This window comes from Novosphingobium pokkalii (genome assembly GCF_014652855.1).
Lineage (GTDB): Bacteria > Pseudomonadota > Alphaproteobacteria > Sphingomonadales > Sphingomonadaceae > Novosphingobium > Novosphingobium pokkalii.
This window is the reverse complement of record NZ_BMZP01000014.1, coordinates 95,660-117,953: the sequence shown is the minus strand read 5'-3', so window position 1 is coordinate 117,953 and position 22,294 is coordinate 95,660. Positions and strand designations below refer to the sequence as shown.

The window sequence follows — 22,294 nt, the reverse complement described above, 5'->3', positions numbered from 1 at the left end:
TCCGTCCTTCCAATGGACCAGACTCTAATCAAGCTTGGAGGAAAATCAGGGGGTCACGTCACCACACTTCCCCTCCCGCACAAGGCAGGGGATTTGCGTGTGGGTGGCATCAATAGCTTGGGGCCACATTATCATAACCCGGATGGGGGAGTTGCTGCTAAGGGCAGGCCCACAAGGGCCGAATGGCCTCAAATCCATCGGGATTTCCTGCCTTGCACCCATCTGCCCCACACGTTCCCGGTCATCCCCTCGCCATTCCCGCATTCCGCGCGTTCTGGATCGCCCGGATTTGTGCGATGCTGGCGCAGAGCAACCTGGTCGTGGTGCTGGGCTGGGCGGCCTATGACGTGGCGCGTACGTCGCTCGACGTGAAAGCGGCGTCGCTGCGCATCGGGTTGATCGGCCTTTCACAGTTCCTGCCCGTTTTGCTGATCAATCCCTTTGCCGGACTGGTGGCGGACCGCCACGATCGCCGCCTGGTGGTGCGACTGGCGTTGCTGGTGCAGATCGCGGCAGTCGGCGTCCTGGTGGTGTTGCAAGCGTTGGGGCGGGCAGACTTGCCGGTGTTCTATCTGGTCGCCGCCGGGTTTGCCGCCGGGCGCGGGTTCTATGCGCCGGCGATGAACGCTCTGGCCCCGGCGCTGGTGCCGGCGGAAAGCATGCCGCGCGCGATTGCGGTGAGCGCGATTGCCGGCCGCATCGGCGGGATCGTTGGCCCGGTGCTGGGCGGCTTTGCCTATGGCGTGGCGCCCGACTTTGCCTATGGCCTGACGCTGGCACTGCTGTGTGCGGCCCTGCTGGCGCAACTGGCGATCGGGCCGCATGGCGCCAATCGCCCGGTGGCCGATGGCAAACCCTTGGTCCATATCCTGGAGGGGCTGCGCTATGTGGCCCACAACCGCATGTTGCTGGGGGCGATCAGCCTGGATCTGTTTGCCGTCTTGCTGGGCGGGGCGACGGCCATGCTGCCGGTCTATGCCCGGGACATTCTCCATGTGGGCCCAGCCGGGCTTGGGCTGTTGCGCTCCGCCTCTTCCGTAGGTGCCGTGTCCACCGCGTTATGGTTGTCGTGGCGTCCCGTGGAGAACGGCGTCGGGCCCAGGATGCTGGCCGCCGTTGCGTTGTTCGGCGTGGCTTCCGCCGTGTTCGGGATTTCGCGCTGGCTGCCCTTGTCGCTGGCCATGCTGGCCCTGGCCGGCGCGGCGGACATGATTTCGGTCTATGTACGGCAGACGCTGGTGCAGGTGGTGACGCCCGATGCGATGCGTGGGCGCGTGGGGGCGACATCGGCCCTGTTCATCACCGCTTCCAACGAACTGGGGGAAATGGAAAGCGGCGTAATGGGTGCCATTCTTGGCCCGGTTGGCTCAGTCGTGTTCGGCGGCGTGAGCGCGGTGGCCATCGCATTTGCCTGGGGCCGGCTGTTCCCCGAACTGCGCCACGTGCAGCGCTTCGATGAAGTGGTGGCCCAAGCCTGAAAAGAAGCCCCTCGCTCCTGACTGAAGCGAGGGGCTTTGTCGCATTCAGCCGCCGTGCTTGGCATCGCGGGTGGACTGGACCATGCCAGGGGCGAGGAAGCCGATGGTGGGGCCGGGCTCCACCGCGCGCTTCTTGAGCTCGCCTTTCATGCGCAGGTAATCTGCTTCCATCTCCTCGGTCACCGTGGCGCGCGAATCTTCCAGCGCACCGGCGAAATCGCCGGCGTTGACCGATTGCACGCTGCCGCCGGCACGCCGGATGGCGTTGAGGCCGGCGCGGCGCACCACGTCTTCCAGATCGGCGCCGGTAAAGCGCGCGGTCTGGCGTGCCACGTCCATCAGATCCACGTCGGCGGCCAGTGGCATGCCCCCGGTGTGGATCTTGAGGATATGGGCGCGCCCTTCCAGGCTGGGGGTGCCGACATAGACCAGTTCATCGAAGCGACCGGGGCGCAGCAGCGCCGGATCGACCAGGTTGGGCCGGTTGGTGGCGCCGATCAGCACGACCGATTGCAGTTCTTCCAGCCCGTCCATTTCCGCCAGGATTGTGTTGACCACGCGCGCGGTCACTTGCGGTTCGCCCACCCCGGTGCCGCGCGCGGGCACCAGGCTGTCGATCTCGTCGATGAAGATCACGCATGGGGCCACCTGGCGGGCGCGGGCAAACAGGCGGGCGATCTGCTGCTCGCTTTCGCCATACCACTTGCTGAGCAGGTCGGACGACTTGATCGCGATGAAGTTGGCTTCCGCTTCCTTGGCGACGGCCTTGGCGAGCAGGGTCTTGCCGGTGCCGGGCGGGCCATAGAGCAGAAAACCCTTGGCAGGCCGGATGCCGAGGCGGTGGAAGGCCTCGGGCGTCTTGAGCGGCAGTTCCACGCCTTCCTTGAGCTTGGCCTGGGCATCGTCCAGCCCGCCAACGTCGGCCCAGCCGATCGTGGGCGCCTGGACCATGACTTCGCGCATGGCCGAGGGCTGCACCCGCTTGAGCGCTTCGAGGAAATCGGTGCGATCCACGCGCAGGCTGTCGAGCACTTCGGGCGGGATCGTCTGCCGTTCGAAATCGAGGCGCGGCATGATCCGGCGCACCGCCTCGATCGCCGCTTCGCGCGCCAAGGCGGCTAGATCGGCACCGACGAAACCGTGCGTGGTGCGGGCCAGTTCGCGCAAGTCGACATCTTCGGCCAGCGGCATGCCGCGGGTGTGGATGCCAAGGATTTCGCGTCGACCCGGTTCATCGGGCACGCCAACGACGATTTCGCGGTCGAAGCGGCCGGGGCGGCGCAGAGCTTCGTCCAGGGCATCGGGTCGGTTGGTGGCGGCGATGACGACCAGGTTGGAGCGGCTGTGCAGCCCGTCCATCAGCGTGAGCAACTGGGCGACAAGGCGCTTTTCCGCTTCGCCCGAAACCTGGCTGCGCTTGGGCGCAATCGAATCGATCTCGTCGATGAAGATGATGGAGGGGGCGTTTTGAGTCGCTTCCTCGAACACTTCGCGCAAGCGCTTTTCGCTTTCACCATAGGCCGAGCCCATGATTTCCGGGCCGTTGATGGTGAAGAAGCTGGCGTCGCTTTCGTTGGCCACGGCGCGGGCGAGGCGGGTCTTGCCGGTGCCTGGCGGGCCGTGCAGCAACACGCCCTTGGGCGGATCGACGCCCAGGCGCGTGAAGAGTTCGGGATAACGCAGCGGCAGTTCGACCATCTCGCGCAACTGGCGGATGGTGTCGCCCATGCCGCCGACGTCATCATAGTTCACGTCGGCGCGGCTGCTGCGCGGCTCTTCGTATTCGGCACGCAGTTCCACTTCGGTGGTTTCGTCGATGTGCACCACGCCCTTGGGCACGGTGGAGACGACCGTGAGGCGGATCTGGGTGAGCGCGAAGGCCGGGGCATTGAGCATCTGGCGCAACTGCGGCGGCATATCGCCGCGGTTGACCTGCTGCTGCCCGGCGGTGGCGACCAGATCGCCGGTCAGCAGCGGGCGACCGGCGAAATTGCGCTTGAGCGCGGCAGCGGGGCCTTGCAGGCGCAAGTCGCGCTGCGCCGGGGCAAAGACCACGCGCTGGGCCGGGCGGGATTCGATGCGGCGCACTTCGACGTGATCGCCCGAGCCGACATCGGCATTGGCGCGTTGCAGGCCATCAAGCCGAATCAGTTCGAGACCTTCGTCTTCGGGATAGGGCAGCATGGCGCGGGCGGCGGTGCTGCGCTTGCCGATGATCTCGATGACGTCACCCTCGGTCACGCCCAGGCGGCCCATCACCGCGCGGCTGATGCGCGCGATGCCGTGGCCGGATTCCTCTTGCCTGGCGCCTGCGACCTGAAGGCGGGCGATGCGATTGTCGCCCAGTGTTGCTGCCTCTGCCATTGGCCTCTTTTCACCCTTGGGGGTTTGCGGATCGGGGCAGAGCTGCCCCGCTTGCACACTAGCTAGGATCGCAGGCCGCAGATTTCAAACCGCTGTGCTTCAAACGCCCGTCGTTCGCAAACGCAGAGCGGCCGCTTTGGTTCATCGGCAAGGGGCTGGCGAGATGTGGGGTGTTTGCCGTGGGGCACGCAGAGCGGCGGGATGATGGCAAAAAAATGGCCCGGCCGTTGCCGGCCAGGCCTTTGGAAGTTTTGGGAGAGGATGCCTGAAAGGCAGTTTTGCTATGCCTTACATTCCCAATTTGTGCAAATGCGAAAGACGAAATATGAATTGCGCTTTATGCAATTGATTGCGAAACCCTAGGCGGGCCGGCGGAAACGCAAGGCGAAGCGATCGGTCTTTCCGCGCAACGCCGGATCGAAAACGATTGCAGTATGGGGGTCGTCATTGCGTTGCAAAACGCTGCTTTCGGCGTCGAGCACGAAGCCGGCGGCCAGCATGTCGGCCTTCACTTGCGCCGGATCGATGCGGTGCAGGGTATCGGCCACCGTGGCCGGGGTGCCGGCCGGGCCGACGTGATCGACGATGGTAACCGTGCCACCGGGGCGCAGCGCGGCAAACCAGTTGGCCAGGGTTGTCGCAACCGGGCGCGCCGGCGTGGTGCCGCCATGGGCGGCGGGCAGGTAGAGATCGTGAAATTCGAGATGGGCGAAAATGGCGTCGAGGCTGCCGGGGGCCAGCGTCATCCCCGCTGGCGGCGCGACCAGCATCAGGACGTTGGCATGCGCCTTGGCGACGGCATCGAGTGTGCCAGGCTTGAGATAGGCGGGATTGGCGAGGGCATAGACTCGGCCCTTGGGGCCGACGACATCCGCGATCAACTCGGAATAATAGCCACCGCCCGCGCCCCAGTCGGCCACGACCTGGCCGGGCTTGAATCCGGCGAAGGCCAGGATTTCGGCAGGTTTGCGGCTTTCATCGAGCGCGCGGTTGGTGGCGCTGCGCGCCGGATCGGCCAGGGCGCGGCTGATCGCCGTGGACGGCGCGGGCGCGGCTTGGGCAGCGGGCATCACCAGGCTGGCCAAGGCCAGTGCAGTGAACGGCAAGACAAAACGGCGGCGCATCGGCATCACTCCCAAGGCCGGCGGCAGCCCCTGTGCCGCCACCTTGGGCGCGATCATGCCAGACCGGCACTGCCGGGCAAGGGCTTACCGAAGCTATTGCCCAGCCGGTTCAATGCGCCAGCAGCAGCGGCAGGGTGGAATTGTCGAGCATGGCGCGCGACACCCCGCCCAGCAGCAATTCGCGCAGCCGGCTGCGGCCGAACAGGCCCATCACGATCAGCTTTGCGCCGAGCCGCCGGGCGGTATCGACCAGCGTTGCCGCGATCGGCCCACTCGCGGGGATGGCGTGGGTTTCGGCATGGATGCCGTGGCGCGAGAGATAGGCGGCAGCCTCGATCGCCGGCAGGGCGTCGGGCTTTTCCTCCACCGCGACGAGATGGACCGCGCTGGCCCGCGCGAGCAGGGGCAGTGCAGCACGCAGGGCATGCGCCGCTTCGATCCCGCCGTCCCAGGCAACCATCGCCGGGCCGGTGAAATCGGTGAGCGGTGCACCCTGCGGCACGGCGAGCACGGGGCTGCGTACGCCGAGCACCAGTTCCTCCACCAGCGGATCGGCCAAGCTGGTGACCACCACATCGGCAAAGCGCGCGGCGGCATAGGCGGCGGGGATCGGCGCCTGTGCCGTCTGCATCACATCGAACGGCACGTCCTGCGGGGCGAGCCGGGCATCCACCCGCTGCGCCAGCACGGTGTCTTCCTGCCGCACCTGGTCGATCACTTCGGCCGTGAGCGCGGCGCCGCCGAACGGCTCCCACACGGCCAGTTCGGCAAAGGGGCTGGCGATTTGCACGCTGACGTGGCCATCGGTGGCGCGGGCCAGGGCCAGGGCGGTTTCGAGACGGTCGTCGAGAGTCTTGGCGCCGTCGATCGGGCAGAGAATGGAGCGCACGGGGATCCTCCTTCTTCCAACAATGCCCCCATTGTGGCACCTACCGAGCGCCGCGCCATGACCTGAATCAACCGGCGCGGAAAAGAGCCAGCACGACGGAGCGCCCGACCATGAGCTATACCCTGATCACGGCAAACCGGAACTATTCGAGCTGGTCGTTGCGGCCTTGGCTGCTGCTCAAGGCGCTGGGCGTGGCGTTCAAGGATCGCATCGAACCCTTTGCCAAGCCGGTGAACTATGACGCGTTCCGGGCCTTTTCGCCGACCGGGCAGGTGCCGGTGCTGATCGACGGGGACACCACGGTGTGGGATTCGCTGGGCATCGCGCTCTACCTGGCCGACCGGCACGACGGCGTGTGGCCGGCCGACGCGGCGGCGCGCGCCTTTGCCCAGAGCGCGGTGTGCGAGATGCACGGCGGCTTTTCCGCCTTGCGCAACGACTGCACCATGAACGTGGGCGTGCGGGTGCGGCCCGGCGCGATGCGCCCGGCGCTGTTGCGCGACGTGGCTCGCGTGCGCGAACTCTTCGAACAGGGGCTGGACCGGTTCGGCGGCCCGTGGCTGGCCGGCCCGGCATTTACCGTGCTTGATGCCTTCTTTGCGCCCGTGGCGTTTCGCATCCGCACCTATGGGCTGGACGTAGGCCGTGGCCAGGCCTGGGTGGATCATGTGCTGGCGCATCCGGCGATGCAGGATTGGGAGCGGCAGGCCCTGGCCGAAACCTGGCGGGAGGAAAGTCATGAGGCAGAGCTTGCCGCCTGTGGCGCGATCCTGGCCGATTATCGCCAGGGGTGACGGCTCAGGCCCTCTTGCCGAGGCGCGGGCGGGGTGAAACAATGGGCCTGCGCCGATGTGCGGCGCGCGACTGGGGGCAGTCATGCGGCAGCGATGGTGGCTTGTTGCGGGGATGCTAGCTTTTGCGGCGGGCGTGATGCCGGCGAGCGTGGTCGAGGCTGGAGCGCCCCCGGCGGCACCCGTGGTCGAGGATCATTCCGGGCTGACGCGCGAGCGGTTTCGGCGCAATTGCCTGATGTGCCACAACCGCGCCGCGCCAGAAGGCATCGCGCCCGAGATCATGGCCGGGCTCTATCCCGAGCCGGGCAAGGCCCCGCGTGAGATGATGCCGGGGCTGGTATGCTGGCGTCGCTGCACCGCTTGTCGGCTGCCGGATGCGCCGGCGCGGCGATAGGTCGCGCTGAGGCGGTGGGGGGTTTTGTGGTGGGAAGCGGACCCTGTCCAACAGGATACTCGTCGCCCCGTGCTTGACACGGGGCTTGGCTTCCCTTGCGGCGTTGCCTTTGGCATGCTGGTAGAATGAGTAAAGGCGGCTGGGTCTACATCATGGCAAACCGCTATCGCGGCGGGATGTATATAGGTGTCATATCCGACCTGATCCGCCGCGTTTGGCAGCATCGCGAGGGCCATGGCTCGATCCACGCAAGGGATTTTGGCAAGACAAGGCTGGTCTATGCCGAGCGGCACCCGGAAATCGAATCCGCGATCGCCCGTGAGAAACTGGTCAAAAAATGGCGCCGGGAATGGAAATTCACATTGATCGAGGCGGACAATCCCGGTTGGCTCGACCTATGGGACCAGTGGTATCCAGTGACTGCGCCGCAAAGCGAGGTAGCAAAGTAGCCAAGCCCCGTGTCAAGCACGGGGCGACGGCAGAGGTTTGGCGAATGAGGACATTCCTGGCAGCACTTCTCGCTCGGCACTTTTTACGGGTCGGGCAGAGGCGCAGGGGAAATTCACGCTCTGCGCCTCCGCGCGAGAAATTCCTTGCTCGCTGGGCCAAAGCAACCGCCCTTCAGGGTTCGTCGCGCTCTTCCAGCTTGGCCCAGAGGCCTTCGGTGCCGGCTTCGGTCGCCTTGTTCACGTATTGCGAGGCGACCAGCCAGCCCTTGAACGGGCGGAGCGAGCCGAGGCAGCCGACCGCAAGGATCGGCACGGACGTGAGCAAGTGAACCCACCACGGCGGGCTATAGGCCACTTCAAGCCAGACGGCGAAGAAGGTCAGCGGGAAAGCGGTGAGGCACAGGGCGAAGAACGCCGGCCCGTCGTCTGCCCGGGCGAAGCCGAAATCGAGGCCGCATTCCGGGCAGCGCTTGGCCAGCTTGAGCCAGCCGGCAAACATGCTGGCCTTGCCGCAGCGGGGGCACAGCCCTTTCCAGCCGCAATGCAAGATCCAGCGAAACTTCGGATTGTCGAGCAGCGCCATTGCCTCATCCTCTCTGGTCAGTGACGGTAGGGGCGGGGCGATGGCGCTGCAACCATGCAATGGAATGGAAGGAATTACCGCGTGATCACGCGCAGGCGCTCTTCGGTGGGCACCTGGCGCACCGGTACGGCGCTGATCCAGGCCTGGAGCGCGTCGAGATCGGTCATACCGGTCACCGCGTCGGGCTTGTCGGCCAGATCGGTGAAAGTGTCGCCGCCCTGCGCCAAGAAATTGTTGACCGTGACGCGATAGGTCTGCTGCGGCGGTACCGGCTTGCCGTCGATGGTCAGGGCCACCACGCGGCTGCCCGCCGGGCGCGCAAGATCGATGGCAAAGCGCACGTTGGACGAGACCGCCAGGCCCTGATGCGGGCCTTGGTCATCCACCCCTTGTTCCAGCACCGCTTTCAGTTGCGCGCCGGTCAGCGTTTCCGTGATCAGCACATTGCCGAAGGGCTGTACGCGATAGATGTCTCCGAACGTGACGGTGCCGTCGGCGGCCGGGACCAAGGCGGTGCGGATGCCGAACGGGTTCATCAGCGCCACTTGCGCACCGGCGCTGCGCGTGGCGGCCAGTTGCGAATCGGCGATCAGGTTGCCGAGCGGCCCGCCCGTGGTGAGCGCGGGACTTTCGCCGCGCGCGGCCGGGCCGGACAGGCGGCCGACCGGCTTGGCGGCATAGACCTTCGCTGCGTCGACATAGCGCTGGACATAGGCGGCGACATCGGCGCGCGGCGGGAACACCGGGAAGCGATCGTCGTGCTGCACCAGGCGCGTGGCCGACTGGTAGGGATCGGACTGCACGATCACGTTGTGCGCCTGGGCCGAGACGACCTTGTGCGCGGCGGGATCGATTTGCAGGCTGATGTCGGTGACCATTTCACCATAAAGCCCGGCGCTGGTCAGCAGCAGCGGATGGGTCGCCCCCGCCGCCGGGAACTGGCAGATGTAGGAAGCATGGGTATGGCCCGAAATGATCAGGTCCACGCCGGGATCGAGCCGCTTGATGATGTCGAGAATGGCGCCCGACATGGCATCGCAGCCTTGCGGATCGGGCGCGCCCTGCTGCTTGCCGCCTTCGTGGATCAGCACGACGATGGCATCGGCGCCTTCCGCCTTGAGCCGGGGCACCTGCGCATTGATCGTCGCGGCTTCGTCCTCGAAGGTCAGCCCGGCGATGCCGGCGGGGCTGACCAGCGTGGGCGTGGTCCGCGTCGTCAACCCGATCACCCCCACGGTGACCTTGTCGGCCCCGCTGCCGAAGGTCTTGAGGCCGGTGGCGGGGAACAGGGTGTGGCCATCCTTGTCCACCGTGCTGGCCGCCAGATAGCGGAAGCTGGCGCCGGGGAACGGTTCGAGCTGACACGGCTTGTGCGCGGTAAACTGGGCGCAGCCGCCGTTCTGCATGCGTAGCAGTTCGTCGCGGCCGCGGTCGAACTCGTGGTTGCCCACGGCGTTGAAATCCACCCCGATGCGATTCATCACGCCGATCGACGGCTCGTCGAGATAGAGCGAAGAGGCCACCTGACTGGCGCTGATCATGTCGCCGGCCGACAGCGTCAGGTGGTTGGGATAGCGGCCGCGCACGGCGTCCACCGCCGAAGCGAGCCAGGCCGCGCCGCCGGCGGGCACCTGCGCCGTGCCGCCCTTGCCATCGGGCACCAGCACGGACTGGTGCGGCGGCTCAAGCTGGCCGTGGAAATCGTTGAACGCGGCAATCCCGACGGTGACGAGATGCGGCGCAGCGGCCGGAGCCGGCGCCTGGGCCACCCGCGCGGGCTGACCGGCGCAGGCAGCAAGGGCGAGTGCTATGGGCAGGAATGCACCACGCATGGCAACGCGCGGAAACAAAGGGAAAAGCGGCTTCATTGCGAGGGCGGCTTTCATCAGGGAGAGACGCCCGCCCATAGCCGCTTGCCTTTACAACGGGAAGGCGCCCGGTTTCATCTGCACCAATTTCCGCGCCGGCCCTGCCAGTGTTCGGCCAGGCCTTCTGCCTCCAGCCGGGCGCCCAGGCTCTGCCCCTGGCGCACCACCACGCGCAAGGCGCGGCCATAGCGATCCACCGGCCGGCCCTGGGTGACGAGCGAGAAGTGCCCGGCGTTGAGCAGTTGCGTTAGCCGCTGGGTGGCCCGCGCGCCGAGCTGTGCCTCCTGCGGGCAGCCGGGGTGGCTCACTTCCGGGGCATTGATATCGGCGATGCGGATCTTGGTGCCCTGATACCAGAAGGTATCGCCATCGACCACGCAGGTGATCCGCTTGTCGCTGTTGCAGGGGGCGAAGCGTGCGGCCTCCTCATCCACCTTGGGCATGGCGGATTCGGGCGGCATGGCAAAGGGCGTGGCTTCGGCCGTGCCGGGCTGGGTGAGCGTAAGGCCGGTGGCAAGGAGCATCGCGCCGGCCAGGGCGAGGACAGGGACTGGGTGCTTCATGGGGGGAACATGGACCCGCGATTGTGCCGTAACGAAGGCTGGATACTACTGACAGTGCAGGTGCTTAGGCGGATTGCGCATGGCAATATTGTGCGTTGCAGCACTGCACTGGCGTCGGTAATCGCGATACGTTCAAAATGGAAGAATGTTCCTGCCACAATCCACGACCAAGCGCGTGGCATCGCCGCGCCGGACCAGCGCGCGCACCGCGATCGACGCTGGCGTGCCGCATCTGTGGTGGCGGGAAGGGAGGGAGGTACTCCGCGCGTCCGTTGGCGACGGGCAATGGGGTGCGCTTGGGGGCGCGCGGAGCCTTGTGGTTGTCTCTTGCCGGTGGGCTGGCGACAATTCGCTCTAATGCTTAGGGCAAACTCTTAGTCCGGCCGCGCCTCAACGCGGGCGGCGCAGCACGATATAGACCGCGCCGGTGCCGCCGTGGCGGGGCTGCGCCGGGCGAACGGCGGCGATGCGATCGGCATAGGGGCTCGCCGCGAGCCAATCAAGCAGCTTGGCGCGGATGGCCCCGCGCCGCTCGCCGCGCAGATCGTGGTCACCATGTGGGCGGGGCTTGCCCGTGACCAGCAGGATCACCCGCGCGCCAATGGCCAGGGCCTGGGCCAGGCTGGCGAGCAGGCGGCCGTGCGCCAGGTCCAGGTTGAGGCCGTGGAGATCGATCGAGACATCGGGGGAAATCGTCCCGCGCGCCAGCTTGCGGTCCCAACTGGCGTCGAGCCCCTGGCCACTGGCCTGGAGCGGACGCGGCTTGGCAGCCGCTGGCGGCGCTACGGGGCGGGGCGGCGGCACGCGGCCCTTCACCTTGCGCGCGGGCGCGACGGTGGGTTCCGCGACCGGAATCGGCGCCGGTGTTGCCGGCGGTGCGGGTGGGGTGGCAGCGCGCAACGGCGTAACGGTTTCGGCAACCTTGCGCCACAGCGCCAGTTCCTCGGCGCTCAACCCGCGGGGCGCCCGTCTCATGGCCAGGGCCTGTGCATTACAGGCCCAGCCGGGCCAGCGTGCCCTTGGGCAGGAAAAGCAGCGCCTGGCCATGGGCGCTCATGCCGCCGGCAATCAGGCGCGCGTCGGCGCCTGCGCCCCAGAAGCTGTCGAACCGGTTGGGGCCCTTTATCGCGCCGCCGGTATCCTGCGCCACCCACAGTCCGCTCACTTGCGGGCGATCGACCCGCAGCCACACCGGCGCGCCCAGCGGCACGAAAGCCGGATCGGCCGCCACGGTGGTGCGTGGGCTGACCGGCACACCCATGGCGCCCACAGCGCTTGGCTGGGGATTTTCACGGAAGAACACGTAGCTGCGGTTTTGCCGCATCAGCGCATCGCCTTCCGCCGGGTGATCGTGGATATAGCGCAAGATGCCCTGCATCGAGCCGGGATATTGGCCCGGCCCGGTGCCGATCAGGCCCTGTTGCGCCATGATCGTGCCGATGCCGGTGTAATCCCAGCCGTTGACCGCGCCATAGCCCAGGCGGATGACGCTGCCATCGGGCGCGCGCAACCGGCCCGAGCCTTGCACTTGCAGGAAGAACAACTCCGCCGGATCGGCGGCCCAGGCGATTTCCAGGCCCTTGCCGGCGAGCGCGCCATCCTCGATCTGGCTGCGATCGAAATAGGGCACGAATTGCCCGTTGGCGTCATAGCGGCCGAGCGGCATGCGGCCATCGGGCAGCGGCTGGGCATCGCCCGGCCGTGCCCGCACGAGATCGGCCGGCACCCCATAGACCGGCACGTCGAAACCCGGCTGATGCGTGCGCACACCGGCAATCTCGGGTTCGAAATAGCCGGTGACGAACGTGCTGCCATCGCCGACGCGGGCGGTTTCGAAATAGCCGTCGAAGAAGGCGGCGGCATTGTCACGCGGCCAGGTGCGCGCGGCCGCGCAGGGCAGGGTCCAGTCCTGCGGCTGGGTCAGCCCGGTGCTGTCGTTGCGCCGGACAAGGCCGGGGCACGAGGTGAGGAAGGCATTGAGCGCCGCGCCGGCGTTGCCGGGAGCCAGGCCGAGGGCCGATGGCGCCGGCCCTCGCGCCAGACCGGCGGTGACAGCATTGGCCTGCGGCGGCGCTGGTGTCACCAACGGTGCGCCAGGTGCCGATGGCCGCGGGGCAGGCTGGCGTCCCGGCGGCGTGACGGTGGGCACGCAGGCGGCCAGCAGCGAAAGGGCCAGTGCAAGACCGGCCCTTTGCGCGAATGGAACATGTCTGGTGGAGCGAGCGGCGATGGCCACGGGATCTTTGCCCAAGCCGCTCAGTCCTTGCGGATTTCAGGCTTCATCGGTCTCGTCGAGCAGCCAATCGGGATCGCGCGAGGTGAGATCGCGCGAGAAGGTCCAGAGGTCGCGGCTTTCGATCGCATCGTTGAGCGAACCGGCAACGACCTGGCCCTGCGCGTTGCGCGTGACCGTGGCGATGTCGGCCACGAACCGCACGGTGACGCGGGCGGTGGTACCCACCAGTTCGGCGCTGACGATGTGCGCTTCCTCGATGCGGATCAGGCGCGCGTCGAGCGTCTCCCCGGCCGCGTCGCGCGCATCGAGCGCGTCGGCAAAGCCGGCATAGACATCTGCATCGCACAGCGACTTCAGTTCCTGGCGGTTGCCGCGCCAGAAGGCATCGAGCACCATGCCATAGGCGCTTTTGGCGCCGGCCATGAACAGGCCCACGTCAAACCGGCGATCGGCGGCAATGATCGCACGGATGCCCGGTTCGGCGGCGGCATCGAAATCGCGGGTTTCCGGCACCGGCGGCGCAAGGCGGTTCGCCGGGGCGGCGTTCGCTTCGGGCAGGCGCGGCGTCAGCGGGCGGGGGGCGCCCAGCGAGTCGGGTTGCTCGATGCGGCGGCGGACCGGCTCCTCGTTCTGCTCGGGCCGGCGGCCCAGGACCGAATAGAGCCTCAGGCCCAGGAAGGCCGCGATCATGGCCAGGATGACGATCTCAACAATCACACGCACATGTCCCGCAAAGGTGGCCCTGGGTTGCCGATCCACGTTTCCGCAGCTCGGATAGCCACCGGTTGATCGTGCCTCAAATAGGTACGAATTACAAATGAACAACGTGTGGACGGCGCAATGGCGGATTCCCGCGCCGGATCGTGCCGGGACCGGCTGAGCGGCCCGAAACCGCGCCCGTGCGCTGCCCTGGCATGGAATTCCGGGAACGCCGCTGGGTTCCCGTCCTTTGGTGCAGGGCGCGGGGACCACAGGCAGGGGCACGCTGCTGTCGCTCTCGGTTGCCCGGCGTGGCGCACAATGCTACGCGCCCACGCACGTTTACACGGCGCCGCCGCGCGCCCCACCCGAACGAAAGCATGCGACCATGGCCGACGAAGGCAACATCATCAGCAACCTCTCCCTCGATGGCGCCGAAGGCGTGGCCCCCAACGGCGAAGACAATTCGCCCGCCATTGGCCTGATCTCGCAGTATATCAAGGACTTGTCGGTCGAGAATCCGAACGCGCCGGAAAGCTATCAGTGGACCGAAGCGCCCGAGATCCACGTCGATTTCAACATCGCCGCCCGCGCCCTGGCGCCCGACGTCCATGAAATCGAGCTGAAGATCAACGTCACGTCCAAGGGTGCGCAGGGCACCGCGTTCATCGTCGAGCTGGCCTATGGCGCGCTGATCGGCATGCGCAACGTGACCGAGGAACAGGCCCATCCGTTCCTGTTCGCCGAAGGCCCGCGCCTGGTGTTCCCGTTCGCCCGCCGCATCGTGGCCGATGCCGTGCGCGACGCCGGCTATCCGCCGCTGCTGCTCGATCCGATCGACTTCAACGGCCTCTACATGGCGCAGTTGGCGCAGGCCCAGGCCACGGCAACCGCCGAACCGGCCGGTCACGCCTGAGACGTCACGCCTGATTCGTTTTATCCCGCCGATTCGCACCGTTCGCCAAAAGGGCCGTTCATGAACCTCCTGAAAGCGACCGGCACGATCGGCGGGCTGACCTTGGCCAGCCGCGTGCTCGGCCTGGTGCGCGATAGCCTGTTTGCCCGCTATGTCGGTGCAGGCTTTGCTTCCGACGCCTTCCTGATCGCGTTCCGCCTGCCCAACATGTTCCGGGCGCTGTTTGCCGAAGGGGCGTTCTCCTCGGCCTTCATCCCGATGTTCAACAAGAAGGTGGGCGATCCCGACGGACGCGGCCTGCCTGATGGCTTGCGCTTTGCCGAAGAGGCGCTGGCGGTGCTTTTGCCCGCGCTGATCGTGATGACCGTGGCCCTGGAATTGCTGGCCTGGCCGGTCACGCTGCTGCTTTCGGGCGGGTTCAACGGGGTGTCGGCCGATCAGTTCGCCTTTGCCGTCTCGCTGTCGCGGCTGACGATTCCCTACCTGATGTTGATCAGCCTGGTTTCGCTGTTTGGTGGCATCCTCAATTCGCTGCACAAGTTCTGGGTCAACGCGGCTGCGCCGATCCTGTTGAACCTGACGCTGATTGTCGCGCTGCTGGGTTTTCACAGCCATGATCCGCTGGTTACCGCGCGCATCCAGTCGATCGCGGTATCGGTTTCGGGGGCCTTGCAACTGGCGTGGCTGGCCTGGGCCTGCCGCCAGAACGGGGTGCGCCTCGCGCTGCGGCGTCCGCGTCTCAATCCCGACGTGAAGAAGCTGGTTGCGCTGATCTGGCCGGCCGCGGCCGGGGCCGGGGCGGTGCAGATCAACCTGGTCATTTCCACCGCGCTCGCGGCCAAGCTGCTGGCGCATGGCAGCGTCACCTATATCTACATGGCCGACCGGCTGAACCAGTTGCCGCTGGGGCTGATCGGCATTGGCCTGGGCACCGTGCTGCTGCCCACGATCTCGCGCCAGTTGGGCGCGGGCGAGGATGCGGCGGCGCAGGAAACGCAGAACCGCGGCATGGAACTGGCGCTGCTGCTCACGCTGCCGGCCACGATGGCGCTGGTGCTGTGCGGAGAGCCGATTGCCGCCGCGCTGTTCGGCTATGGCCGCTATACCGCCGCCGACACGCATTTCACCGCGCAGGCGCTGGCCGCCTTCTCGATCGGCTTACCCAGCTATATTCTGGTCAAGGTGCTGACGCCGGGTTTCTATGCGCGGCACGATACCAAGACGCCGGTGCGCTATGCCACGATCTCGATGGTGGTGAACCTGGTGGGCAACCTGGTGCTGATCGTGCCGTTGCAGCACATGGGGCCGCCGCTTGCCACCGCGATTGCCTCGACCGTCAATGTCGGCATGCTCTATCACACGCTGCGCAAGCGCGGGCATTTCACCCCTGATGCGCAATTGCGCCGCCGCGCGCCGCGCTTGGCGCTGGCCGCGCTGGCCATGGGACTGGTGCTGTGGGCGGGGCAGGGCGTGCTGATGCCCTATGTCCACGGCACCTGGGCCTTGCGCATCGGCGCGCTGGCCGTGCTGGTCATGGCCGGCATGGTGGTCTATGGCCTTGCCACCCTCGTTCTGGGGGCGTTCACGTGCGAAGACCTCGCGCTGCTCACCCGCCGCCGCAGGGCGGCACCCGCCAACAAATCCTAAGGCAAAGGCGTTTCATGCGTATCGTTTCCGGCATTCAGCCCACCGGCAATCTCCACCTCGGCAATTACCTGGGTGCGATCCGCAACTGGGTGGCGATGCAGGACGAATGGACCGCGCGAGGAGCCACCTGCCTCTATTTCCTGGCCGACCTCCATGCCATCTCGATGCCGCACGATCCGGCTGGGCTGGGTGCCAACACGCGCGAGATGGTTGCCGCGCTGGTGTCTTGCGGGATCGATCCGGACCGCTCGATCCTGTTCAACCAGGCGCAGGTGCCGGCCCATGCCGAGCTGCAATGGTTGCTCAATGGCACGGCGCGGATGGGCTGGCTCAACCGCATGACGCAGTGGAAGGACAAGGCCGGCAAGAACCGCGAAGGCGCGTCGGTGGCCCTGTTCACCTATCCCGTGCTCCAGGCGGCCGACGTGCTGCTGTACCAGGCGACGCACGTGCCGGTGGGCGAGGACCAGAAGCAGCATCTGGAACTGGCGCGCGACATTGCGCAGAAGTTCAACAACGACTTCGCCAGCGAAGACGCGCCGGTGTTCACCCTGCCCGATCCGATCATCCCGCCCGAAGCGGCGCGGATCATGAGCCTGCGCGATGGTAGCGCCAAGATGAGCAAGTCCGATCCTTCGGACATGAGCCGTATCAACCTGGTCGATGATGCCGACACGATCATGCAGAAGGTGAAGAAGGCCAAGACCGATCCCGAGCCGCTGCCCAGCGAGGCGGAGGGGCTGGAAGGCCGGCCCGAGGCGCGCAACCTGGTGGGCATCTATGCCACCATGGCCGGCACCGACGTGGCCGGGGTGCTGGCGCAGTTCGGCGGACAGGGCTTTGGCCAGTTCAAGCCGGCGCTGGGCGATCTGCTGGTCAGCAAGCTGGCGCCGATGGCCGCCCGCTATCGCGAGTTGCGCGAAGACCGCGCGGCGCTCGATGCGATCCTGGCACGCGGCGCGGAAAAGGCCCGTGCGCTGGCCGTGCCGACGCTCGATGCGGCCTATGCCGCGCTGGGCTTGGTGCGCTGACGAGGCCAGTACCCCATCGGGGACAGCAAAAGGGGCGCTTCCGGCAGCGGGGGCGCCCTTTTGTGCATGGTCTTGGATTTCGGAGCATTTCGGCGCGTCGCGCGTTATCATTCAAGCTCCATTCAGCCCCTCGCAGGCATCATTTCGTCGTGCTAACACACGACCGGCGCCGGGGGTTGGGGACACCGGTGCGCATGAGGAGTCGAACTAAATGACCAAGATGCTTCGGGCCGGCCGACTTGCCTTGCTGGCTGCTCCCCTTGTCCTGGCCCTGTCGGGCTGCGCAACCAGCTTTGATGCCAAGGTTTCTCGTTTCCAGCGTGAACTGCCGGCGCCCGCCGGGCAGACCTTTGCCGTGGTGGCGGAAGACCCGCGCGACCAGGGCGGCCTGGAATTCTCGCAATATGCCAGCCTGGTGGCGGCCCAGATGGCCAAGCTGGGCTATGTCCAGGGTGATCCGCAGACGTCCGACCTGGTCGTCAAGTTCGGCTACGGCGTGGACCAGGGCCGCGATCATGTGCGCTCGACCGGTGCCTATGATCCGTTCTGGGGGCCGTGGTATGGCCCGGGCTTCTATGGCCGCCCCTATGGTGGTTTCTGGGGCCGTCGCGGCTGGGGCTATGGCTGGTACGATCCGTTCTGGGGTCCGGGCTTTGGCGGCGTCGACGTGGTCACGGTCTATACCAGCGGCATCGACATGAAGATCGAGCGCCGCAGCGATGGCAAGCGCGTGTTCGAAGGCAAGGCGCAGGCCGCCTCCACCTCGAACCGCCTGCCCTACCTGGTGCCCAACCTCGTCGAAGCGATGTTCAAGGATTTCCCCGGTCACAACGGGGAAACCGTGCGCATCTCTGTGGCGCCCGAAAAGAAGAAGTAAGGCAGCCGCAACGGCCTGCCTGCAAAAGGCCCCGGACCTTGGCGGTCCGGGGCCTTTTTGCTCGGCGCTCAGTGCACCGGCGGATCAACCGGGGGGATGGCCGCGATCGGGGCCACCGGCTCGCCCGGCTGGCGCGGGGGCAGGGCGTTTTCGGGCACGTCCTCGATCTGCATCGCTGGCGTGGGCACCGCTTCCAGATTGCGCACCGTGACGGCGATATCGCCATCACGCAGCAGCAGGTCGTTGAAGCTGGGCGGAGTCGACCGGGTGCGCAGCGAGAGCGTACCCGCGCCGATCATGCGCACCGGGCCATGTGGCGTCGGGCGGATCAGATCAAACGCATCATGGACGTGGCCGGACAGCACGGCCAGTACGTTGCGCCGGGCCAGTTCGCCCAAGGCGCGGTTGCCGTGGCGGGTAAGGGCGTTGCCGCGCGTCCCAGCCTCGACCAGCGGATGGTGGCAGGCGACGATGGCGCGCGTGCCCGCCGGCAGGGCATCAATCCGTGCCAGGCAATCGGCCAGGGCCTTTTTCTCGACATAGCCCTTGGACCAGTTCAGCCGCCACTGCGCCCGCGCTGTGGTTTTGAGCGGCACGATCGCCACGCCGGGCAGGGCGAGCGGCTTTTCCAGCACGCTCTCGATCGAACGGAAGCGGCGGTAGGGATCGAGAAAGCGCTCGATCGGATTGAAATAGGGCAGGTCGTGATTGCCGACCTCCACTGTGACCGGCACGTCGAGCGCGTGAATCCAGCGGCAGGCGGCGGTGAATTCGCGGTGCCGGGCGCGCATCGTCAGGTCACCGGTGATGGCCACGGCATCGGGGCGTTCCTGCTTCACGCAATCGACCAGCCAAGCCAGGGCGCGCGGATCTTCCAGGCCGAAGTGAATGTCGCTGATATGAAAGATGCGGGTCATTCTGGATGGTTTCCTTGGCCGGCCAGTTTCCTTGGCCTAACGGCGTCCAGGGTCTGCCTCCGGCCTTTCCCGCAGGCGCGGCCGGGGTCAAGAGTTGACGGCGTCGCTGGCCAGGAATTCCACCGGCAGGGTGACGCAGCGGAACGTCTCGCGCACCGTGCCATCACGACGTTCGCCATCGATCATCAGGGCGATCGGCTCGGCACTGGTGCAGACCACGGCGTCGGCCTGGCCCAGCTCCTCGTGCGGGCCCTGGCGGAAATCGCGCTTGACCAGCATCGACACGCCGTGGGCGGCGAGATCGGCCCAGTCCTGCGCATCGTAGCCGTCCAGGGTGAGCGTGCCATCATCGGCATCGATGCGCACGGCGCGATAGCCTTCGGGCTTGCCCAGCGATGGTTCGGAGACGCTGACGGACGCGCCGCCGGCGGTGCTGCGCACGGCTTCGCCCAGGGCGCTGGCAATGGTCGAGAGGTCCATGTCGCGCACGCCTTCGCGCACGTCGGCCCAGGTCGCGCCGGGGCCGGCCAACACTTCGACCAGAGCATGCCCGGCCGACGTTTCTACCGCGGGGCGGCGGCTGCGGCGCAATTCGCCCCGGCCCAGGCGCGCCGCGATCGTGGGCGCATCGACATCGCCATGTAGCGCCTTGGCCAGCAGGTTCTGCGTGCCGCCCGGCAGCACCAGCACGGCGCCCGACCAGCCATGCAACTGGGCCACCTGCGCGTTGACGGTGCCGTCGCCGGTAAAGATCGCCAGCGTGGCGACGTTGGCCGCTTCCAGCGTGGCGCGGGTCGGCAGGGGATCCGTAGGCAGGCGCAGCACGCGCGTGGGGGCGTGGCCCCCTTCGGCCAGCGCGGCGGTTAGTGCGGCGACGGCGGCTTCGGAATTGCTGCCGCTGGCCGGATTGACGATAAGCCAGAGCGGAATGGTGGTCATGTGCGACGGTCCTCCCCCCGGCCAATGCGCGGCACCGGGCGCGGTTCCCGTATGCGCCCGATCACACTTGGCCAATCACACCCGTCCGGACAGGATGAGCCAGGCCGAAAAGCCGTTCATCATGCTGTAGACGCCATAGCCGATCGCGCCCCAGGCCCAGCCTTGCGCGGCGAGCAGCATGCCGGCGACCAGCATGAGATATTCGATCAGCAGTGAAAAGCGCTGGTTCATCGCCTTGAGCAGGGGCGGCATCTGCTGCATCAGCGGGTGGTTGCAGGCCATCACCGCGCGGTTGAGCGCGAAATTGACGATGCCCAGCACAAAGATGACCGCCACTGCCATGCCACAGGAATAGTGCGCCTTTCTTGCCGGCAGGCAAAGCCTTTGCTGCGCATTGACCCGCAGCGGCGGACGAATCGAAGCGCGCGGCCATGGCGTTGGTCGGGTGGTGTTGCGGTCCATGGGCGTCGTCTGCCGATGCAGCATGGCGGTTCGTCGGGGACAGGGGGCACTGGTCGGCGCCGGGCCATGGCTGGTCGAGCGTGCCGCGCCGGGCGGACAAGAGCGCGGTAAAAGAGCGACATACCGCAGCGAATGAACGACGCCGCGACAATCCACCGCCCTTCCGAACCCGACTTTTGTTCCACCACACAAAAGGACCGACCCGATGTTTGCCACCTCTTCCGCTTTCCGCCCGCTCGCCCTTTCCTTCGCTGCCTTTGGCTCGCTCTGCGCCGGCGCGGCGCCCGCCCTGGCCCAGGACGCCACCGTGACTGAATCCGCCAGCGACATGGGCATGACCGTCACCCGCGTGCCGGTGAAGCTTTCGGACCTGAACCTGATGACCGTGCAGGGCCGCGCGATGGCCGATCACCGCGTGCGCGCAGCCGCCCGGCAGGCCTGCGCCATCGGCGTCGGCAAAATCACGCTGCAAGAGGCGCAGGATCAGCGCAACTGCTTCAGCACCGCGCTGCGCCAGGGCAAGGTCCAGGTCGCACTGGCCCGCCAGCAGGTTCTCGCCGCGCGCTGAGTGGCTGTCTGGACATCCGGCTGTGCCGGATGTGCGGCACTGGCCCGCTCCCCCACCCGACGTCCCGACGATAGTACCCTATGGGAGGTCGGGTGGGGGAGCGGGCCGGTGCCGAACCCCAAAATGCGCCTTGGCGCATTTTCCAGACGGTCTCCAAGCAATCTTCGCATTCTGAATTTGCGCGAACGAAACCGTTTTGGCCTCATTCATGAAACAAAGTTCAGACAAGAGCTTGCCGCACGCGCAGTCCCCCGTGCGGTTGGCGGGGCAGGGTCGCCGTTTCCACCGGCGATCCTGCCCCGAATACTTTCCGGCTATTTCCCGCTTTCGCGCAACGACGCCCGAGCCAATCTCTCAGGCGGTTTCCCGCGACGTTTCGGCATCGGCCAGCGCGGCATGATCGCCGGTGGCCAGCGCAATATCCTCGCGGTTGCGCCAGGCCAGGTCCGCGGGACCGAGCGGGCGCCCGTCGTGGGCGCGCAGCACGATCGGCGCGATCGGCTGGCCATCGCGGGCATCGCACAGCACCGGGTTGCAGGTCGGGCCTTCGCCCCACTTTTCGCCCCACTGGCGCAGCGCCAGCATGGCCGGCAGCAGATCCGATCCCTTGGGGGTGAGGCGATATTCCACCCGTCGGCGATCGTCGCAGCAGGGAATGCGCTCGAGAATGCCATGGTCGACCAGCCGCGACAGGCGATTCGACAGGATGTTGCGGGCAATGCCCAGTTGCGAGAGAAATTCCTCGAAATGCGAGATGCCGTTGAACGCGGCGCGCAGGATCATGAACGACCAGCGCTCGCCCATCACCTCCAACGCGACGAGGAGGCTGCACTGGGCAATATCGACCAGGGGCTCTTGCAATTTTTCCATCACCGGGCCGTCATAGCGCATAATGCGCGCCATTTTAAGCGATGTGCGACAGGAAGTGCGACAAGGCCGTGCCTGGGCCGGTGCGACCGGCGCAAGATGGCTGCCCGGCGCGGTTGTTCGGCCATGCCCGGCACCCCATATGGCGGCGTGAAGGAGATCCCACCGATGAGCGACAAGCTGATTCTGACAGAGGCCGAATGGCGCGAGCGGCTGAGCCCCGAGCAGTATCACATCCTGCGCCAGGCCGGCACCGAGCGCGCCTTCACGGGCAAGTATGACAAGAATAAGGCGAGCGGGGATTACGCCTGCGCGGGCTGTGGGCAGCCGCTGTTCACCTCCGCCACCAAGTTCGACAGCGGTTGCGGCTGGCCCAGCTTTACCCACCCGATGGACGAAACCGCGGTGGAGGAACGGCGCGATACCTCGCACGGAATGATTCGCACCGAAGTGCGCTGCGCGCGCTGCGACGGGCACCTGGGCCACGTGTTTCCCGATGGGCCGGCGCCCACGGGCCTGCGCTATTGCATGAACTCGGCCGCGCTCGACTTCACGCCGGAGGAATGATGCGTTAGGGAGCGAGCCCAGGACGCAGGGTTGGCCCTTTCATTAACCCTGCGTTACGGATC

Annotated in this window: 23 protein-coding genes; 10 read left to right on the top strand and 13 right to left on the bottom strand. The window is 66.9% G+C overall.

What is annotated here, in order from left to right; translation table 11 throughout:
* Positions 1-212 precede the first annotated feature (212 nt).
* Complete coding sequence (locus IE191_RS14775; RefSeq protein ID WP_268249438.1) at positions 213-1,478, top strand: MFS transporter; 1,266 nt, start codon at positions 213-215, stop codon at positions 1,476-1,478.
* Positions 1,479-1,523: 45 nt separating this feature from the next.
* On the opposite strand, the gene IE191_RS14770 is transcribed toward IE191_RS14775, so the two are convergent.
* The 3 genes from IE191_RS14770 to IE191_RS14760 all read right to left on the bottom strand — a co-directional run bounded on the left by IE191_RS14770 (position 1,524) and on the right by IE191_RS14760 (position 5,855).
* The gene (locus IE191_RS14770; RefSeq protein ID WP_191325141.1) at positions 1,524-3,842 is read right to left on the bottom strand and encodes a CDC48 family AAA ATPase; all 2,319 of its coding nucleotides are present in this window, start codon (positions 3,840-3,842) and stop codon (positions 1,524-1,526) included.
* 359 nt (positions 3,843-4,201) lie between these two features.
* Positions 4,202-5,023: a class I SAM-dependent methyltransferase gene (locus IE191_RS14765; protein ID WP_229815415.1), complete on the bottom strand. Its 822-nt coding sequence runs from the start codon at positions 5,021-5,023 to the stop codon at positions 4,202-4,204.
* Between the two features lie 52 nt (positions 5,024-5,075).
* The gene (locus IE191_RS14760) at positions 5,076-5,855 is read right to left on the bottom strand and encodes a universal stress protein (RefSeq protein WP_191325140.1); all 780 of its coding nucleotides are present in this window, start codon (positions 5,853-5,855) and stop codon (positions 5,076-5,078) included.
* Positions 5,856-5,965: 110 nt separating this feature from the next.
* On the opposite strand from IE191_RS14760, the gene IE191_RS14755 reads away from it, so the two are divergent.
* The 3 genes from IE191_RS14755 to IE191_RS14745 all read left to right on the top strand — a co-directional run bounded on the left by IE191_RS14755 (position 5,966) and on the right by IE191_RS14745 (position 7,492).
* Positions 5,966-6,649, top strand: coding sequence for a glutathione S-transferase family protein (locus IE191_RS14755; RefSeq protein WP_191325139.1), 684 nt, complete (start codon positions 5,966-5,968; stop codon positions 6,647-6,649).
* 112 nt (positions 6,650-6,761) lie between these two features.
* Positions 6,762-7,043 (top strand): hypothetical protein, encoded by a 282-nt coding sequence (locus IE191_RS14750; protein ID WP_191325138.1) that lies wholly within the window; start codon positions 6,762-6,764, stop codon positions 7,041-7,043.
* A gap of 125 nt (positions 7,044-7,168) precedes the next feature.
* Positions 7,169-7,492: a GIY-YIG nuclease family protein gene (locus IE191_RS14745; RefSeq protein WP_191325137.1), complete on the top strand. Its 324-nt coding sequence runs from the start codon at positions 7,169-7,171 to the stop codon at positions 7,490-7,492.
* A 172-nt stretch (positions 7,493-7,664) separates the two neighbouring features.
* On the opposite strand, the gene IE191_RS14740 is transcribed toward IE191_RS14745, so the two are convergent.
* From IE191_RS14740 to IE191_RS14715, 6 genes are all read right to left on the bottom strand, one after another.
* Positions 7,665-8,075, bottom strand: a complete 411-nt coding sequence (locus IE191_RS14740) for a DUF983 domain-containing protein (protein WP_191325136.1) — start codon at positions 8,073-8,075, stop codon at positions 7,665-7,667.
* Positions 8,076-8,149: 74 nt separating this feature from the next.
* Positions 8,150-9,907, bottom strand: a complete 1,758-nt coding sequence (locus tag IE191_RS14735) for a bifunctional metallophosphatase/5'-nucleotidase (protein WP_191325135.1) — start codon at positions 9,905-9,907, stop codon at positions 8,150-8,152.
* Between the two features lie 110 nt (positions 9,908-10,017).
* Complete coding sequence (locus tag IE191_RS14730) at positions 10,018-10,506, bottom strand: thermonuclease family protein (RefSeq protein ID WP_191325134.1); 489 nt, start codon at positions 10,504-10,506, stop codon at positions 10,018-10,020.
* Between the two features lie 390 nt (positions 10,507-10,896).
* Complete coding sequence (locus IE191_RS14725) at positions 10,897-11,481, bottom strand: Smr/MutS family protein (RefSeq protein WP_191325133.1); 585 nt, start codon at positions 11,479-11,481, stop codon at positions 10,897-10,899.
* A gap of 16 nt (positions 11,482-11,497) precedes the next feature.
* Positions 11,498-12,736: a murein transglycosylase A gene (mltA, locus tag IE191_RS14720; protein WP_229815421.1), complete on the bottom strand. Its 1,239-nt coding sequence runs from the start codon at positions 12,734-12,736 to the stop codon at positions 11,498-11,500.
* Between the two features lie 42 nt (positions 12,737-12,778).
* On the bottom strand, positions 12,779-13,459 hold the full coding sequence (locus IE191_RS14715) for a Tim44/TimA family putative adaptor protein (protein WP_191325154.1): 681 nt from the start codon (positions 13,457-13,459) through the stop codon (positions 12,779-12,781).
* Between the two features lie 370 nt (positions 13,460-13,829).
* On the opposite strand from IE191_RS14715, the gene secB reads away from it, so the two are divergent.
* The 4 genes from secB (at position 13,830) to IE191_RS14695 (ending at position 17,912) form a co-directional block, all read left to right on the top strand.
* The gene (secB, locus tag IE191_RS14710; protein ID WP_191325132.1) at positions 13,830-14,357 is read left to right on the top strand and encodes a protein-export chaperone SecB; all 528 of its coding nucleotides are present in this window, start codon (positions 13,830-13,832) and stop codon (positions 14,355-14,357) included.
* A 60-nt stretch (positions 14,358-14,417) separates the two neighbouring features.
* Complete coding sequence (murJ, locus tag IE191_RS14705) at positions 14,418-16,004, top strand: murein biosynthesis integral membrane protein MurJ (RefSeq protein ID WP_191325131.1); 1,587 nt, start codon at positions 14,418-14,420, stop codon at positions 16,002-16,004.
* Positions 16,005-16,018: 14 nt separating this feature from the next.
* The gene (trpS, locus tag IE191_RS14700; RefSeq protein ID WP_191325130.1) at positions 16,019-17,035 is read left to right on the top strand and encodes a tryptophan--tRNA ligase; all 1,017 of its coding nucleotides are present in this window, start codon (positions 16,019-16,021) and stop codon (positions 17,033-17,035) included.
* A gap of 211 nt (positions 17,036-17,246) precedes the next feature.
* Positions 17,247-17,912: a DUF4136 domain-containing protein gene (locus IE191_RS14695; RefSeq protein ID WP_191325129.1), complete on the top strand. Its 666-nt coding sequence runs from the start codon at positions 17,247-17,249 to the stop codon at positions 17,910-17,912.
* 68 nt (positions 17,913-17,980) lie between these two features.
* On the opposite strand, the gene IE191_RS14690 is transcribed toward IE191_RS14695, so the two are convergent.
* The 3 genes from IE191_RS14690 to IE191_RS14680 all read right to left on the bottom strand — a co-directional run bounded on the left by IE191_RS14690 (position 17,981) and on the right by IE191_RS14680 (position 20,110).
* Complete coding sequence (locus tag IE191_RS14690; RefSeq protein ID WP_191325128.1) at positions 17,981-18,829, bottom strand: metallophosphoesterase family protein; 849 nt, start codon at positions 18,827-18,829, stop codon at positions 17,981-17,983.
* 87 nt (positions 18,830-18,916) lie between these two features.
* Positions 18,917-19,768 carry a diacylglycerol kinase family protein gene (locus IE191_RS14685; RefSeq protein ID WP_191325127.1) on the bottom strand — a complete coding sequence of 284 codons (852 nt, stop codon included), beginning with the start codon at positions 19,766-19,768 and terminating at the stop codon, positions 18,917-18,919.
* 75 nt (positions 19,769-19,843) lie between these two features.
* On the bottom strand, positions 19,844-20,110 hold the full coding sequence (locus IE191_RS14680) for a hypothetical protein (protein ID WP_191325126.1): 267 nt from the start codon (positions 20,108-20,110) through the stop codon (positions 19,844-19,846).
* Positions 20,111-20,435: 325 nt separating this feature from the next.
* On the opposite strand from IE191_RS14680, the gene IE191_RS14675 reads away from it, so the two are divergent.
* Positions 20,436-20,798 carry a UrcA family protein gene (locus tag IE191_RS14675; RefSeq protein ID WP_191325125.1) on the top strand — a complete coding sequence of 121 codons (363 nt, stop codon included), beginning with the start codon at positions 20,436-20,438 and terminating at the stop codon, positions 20,796-20,798.
* A 354-nt stretch (positions 20,799-21,152) separates the two neighbouring features.
* Here the strand turns inward: IE191_RS14675 and IE191_RS14670 are convergent, their stop codons facing one another.
* Positions 21,153-21,668 (bottom strand): winged helix-turn-helix transcriptional regulator, encoded by a 516-nt coding sequence (locus IE191_RS14670; protein WP_191325153.1) that lies wholly within the window; start codon positions 21,666-21,668, stop codon positions 21,153-21,155.
* 165 nt (positions 21,669-21,833) lie between these two features.
* On the opposite strand from IE191_RS14670, the gene msrB reads away from it, so the two are divergent.
* Entirely contained in the window at positions 21,834-22,232 is a 399-nt protein-coding gene (gene msrB, locus IE191_RS14665) for a peptide-methionine (R)-S-oxide reductase MsrB (protein WP_191325124.1), read from the top strand.
* Positions 22,233-22,294: the final 62 nt, after the last annotated feature.

Excerpts from the sequence above, each read along its gene's own strand:
- IE191_RS14765 (WP_229815415.1), bottom strand. The coding sequence starts at position 5,023 with ATGATCGCGCCCAAGGTGGCGGCACAGGGGCTGCCGCCGGCCTTGGGA.
- IE191_RS14730 (WP_191325134.1), bottom strand. The coding sequence starts at position 10,506 with ATGAAGCACCCAGTCCCTGTCCTCGCCCTGGCCGGCGCGATGCTCCTT.
- secB (WP_191325132.1), top strand. The coding sequence starts at position 13,830 with ATGGCCGACGAAGGCAACATCATCAGCAACCTCTCCCTCGATGGCGCC.
- IE191_RS14755 (WP_191325139.1), top strand. The coding sequence starts at position 5,966 with ATGAGCTATACCCTGATCACGGCAAACCGGAACTATTCGAGCTGGTCG.
- IE191_RS14675 (WP_191325125.1), top strand. The coding sequence starts at position 20,436 with ATGTTTGCCACCTCTTCCGCTTTCCGCCCGCTCGCCCTTTCCTTCGCT.
- msrB (WP_191325124.1), top strand. The coding sequence starts at position 21,834 with ATGAGCGACAAGCTGATTCTGACAGAGGCCGAATGGCGCGAGCGGCTG.
- IE191_RS14770 (WP_191325141.1), bottom strand. The coding sequence starts at position 3,842 with ATGGCAGAGGCAGCAACACTGGGCGACAATCGCATCGCCCGCCTTCAG.
- IE191_RS14680 (WP_191325126.1), bottom strand. The coding sequence starts at position 20,110 with ATGGCAGTGGCGGTCATCTTTGTGCTGGGCATCGTCAATTTCGCGCTC.
- IE191_RS14750 (WP_191325138.1), top strand. The coding sequence starts at position 6,762 with ATGCTAGCTTTTGCGGCGGGCGTGATGCCGGCGAGCGTGGTCGAGGCT.
- trpS (WP_191325130.1), top strand. The coding sequence starts at position 16,019 with ATGCGTATCGTTTCCGGCATTCAGCCCACCGGCAATCTCCACCTCGGC.
- IE191_RS14695 (WP_191325129.1), top strand. The coding sequence starts at position 17,247 with ATGACCAAGATGCTTCGGGCCGGCCGACTTGCCTTGCTGGCTGCTCCC.
- IE191_RS14735 (WP_191325135.1), bottom strand. The coding sequence starts at position 9,907 with ATGCGTGGTGCATTCCTGCCCATAGCACTCGCCCTTGCTGCCTGCGCC.
- IE191_RS14685 (WP_191325127.1), bottom strand. The coding sequence starts at position 19,768 with ATGACCACCATTCCGCTCTGGCTTATCGTCAATCCGGCCAGCGGCAGC.
- IE191_RS14670 (WP_191325153.1), bottom strand. The coding sequence starts at position 21,668 with ATGGAAAAATTGCAAGAGCCCCTGGTCGATATTGCCCAGTGCAGCCTC.
- murJ (WP_191325131.1), top strand. The coding sequence starts at position 14,418 with ATGAACCTCCTGAAAGCGACCGGCACGATCGGCGGGCTGACCTTGGCC.
- IE191_RS14725 (WP_191325133.1), bottom strand. The coding sequence starts at position 11,481 with ATGAGACGGGCGCCCCGCGGGTTGAGCGCCGAGGAACTGGCGCTGTGG.
- IE191_RS14740 (WP_191325136.1), bottom strand. The coding sequence starts at position 8,075 with ATGGCGCTGCTCGACAATCCGAAGTTTCGCTGGATCTTGCATTGCGGC.
- IE191_RS14690 (WP_191325128.1), bottom strand. The coding sequence starts at position 18,829 with ATGACCCGCATCTTTCATATCAGCGACATTCACTTCGGCCTGGAAGAT.
- IE191_RS14745 (WP_191325137.1), top strand. The coding sequence starts at position 7,169 with ATGAGTAAAGGCGGCTGGGTCTACATCATGGCAAACCGCTATCGCGGC.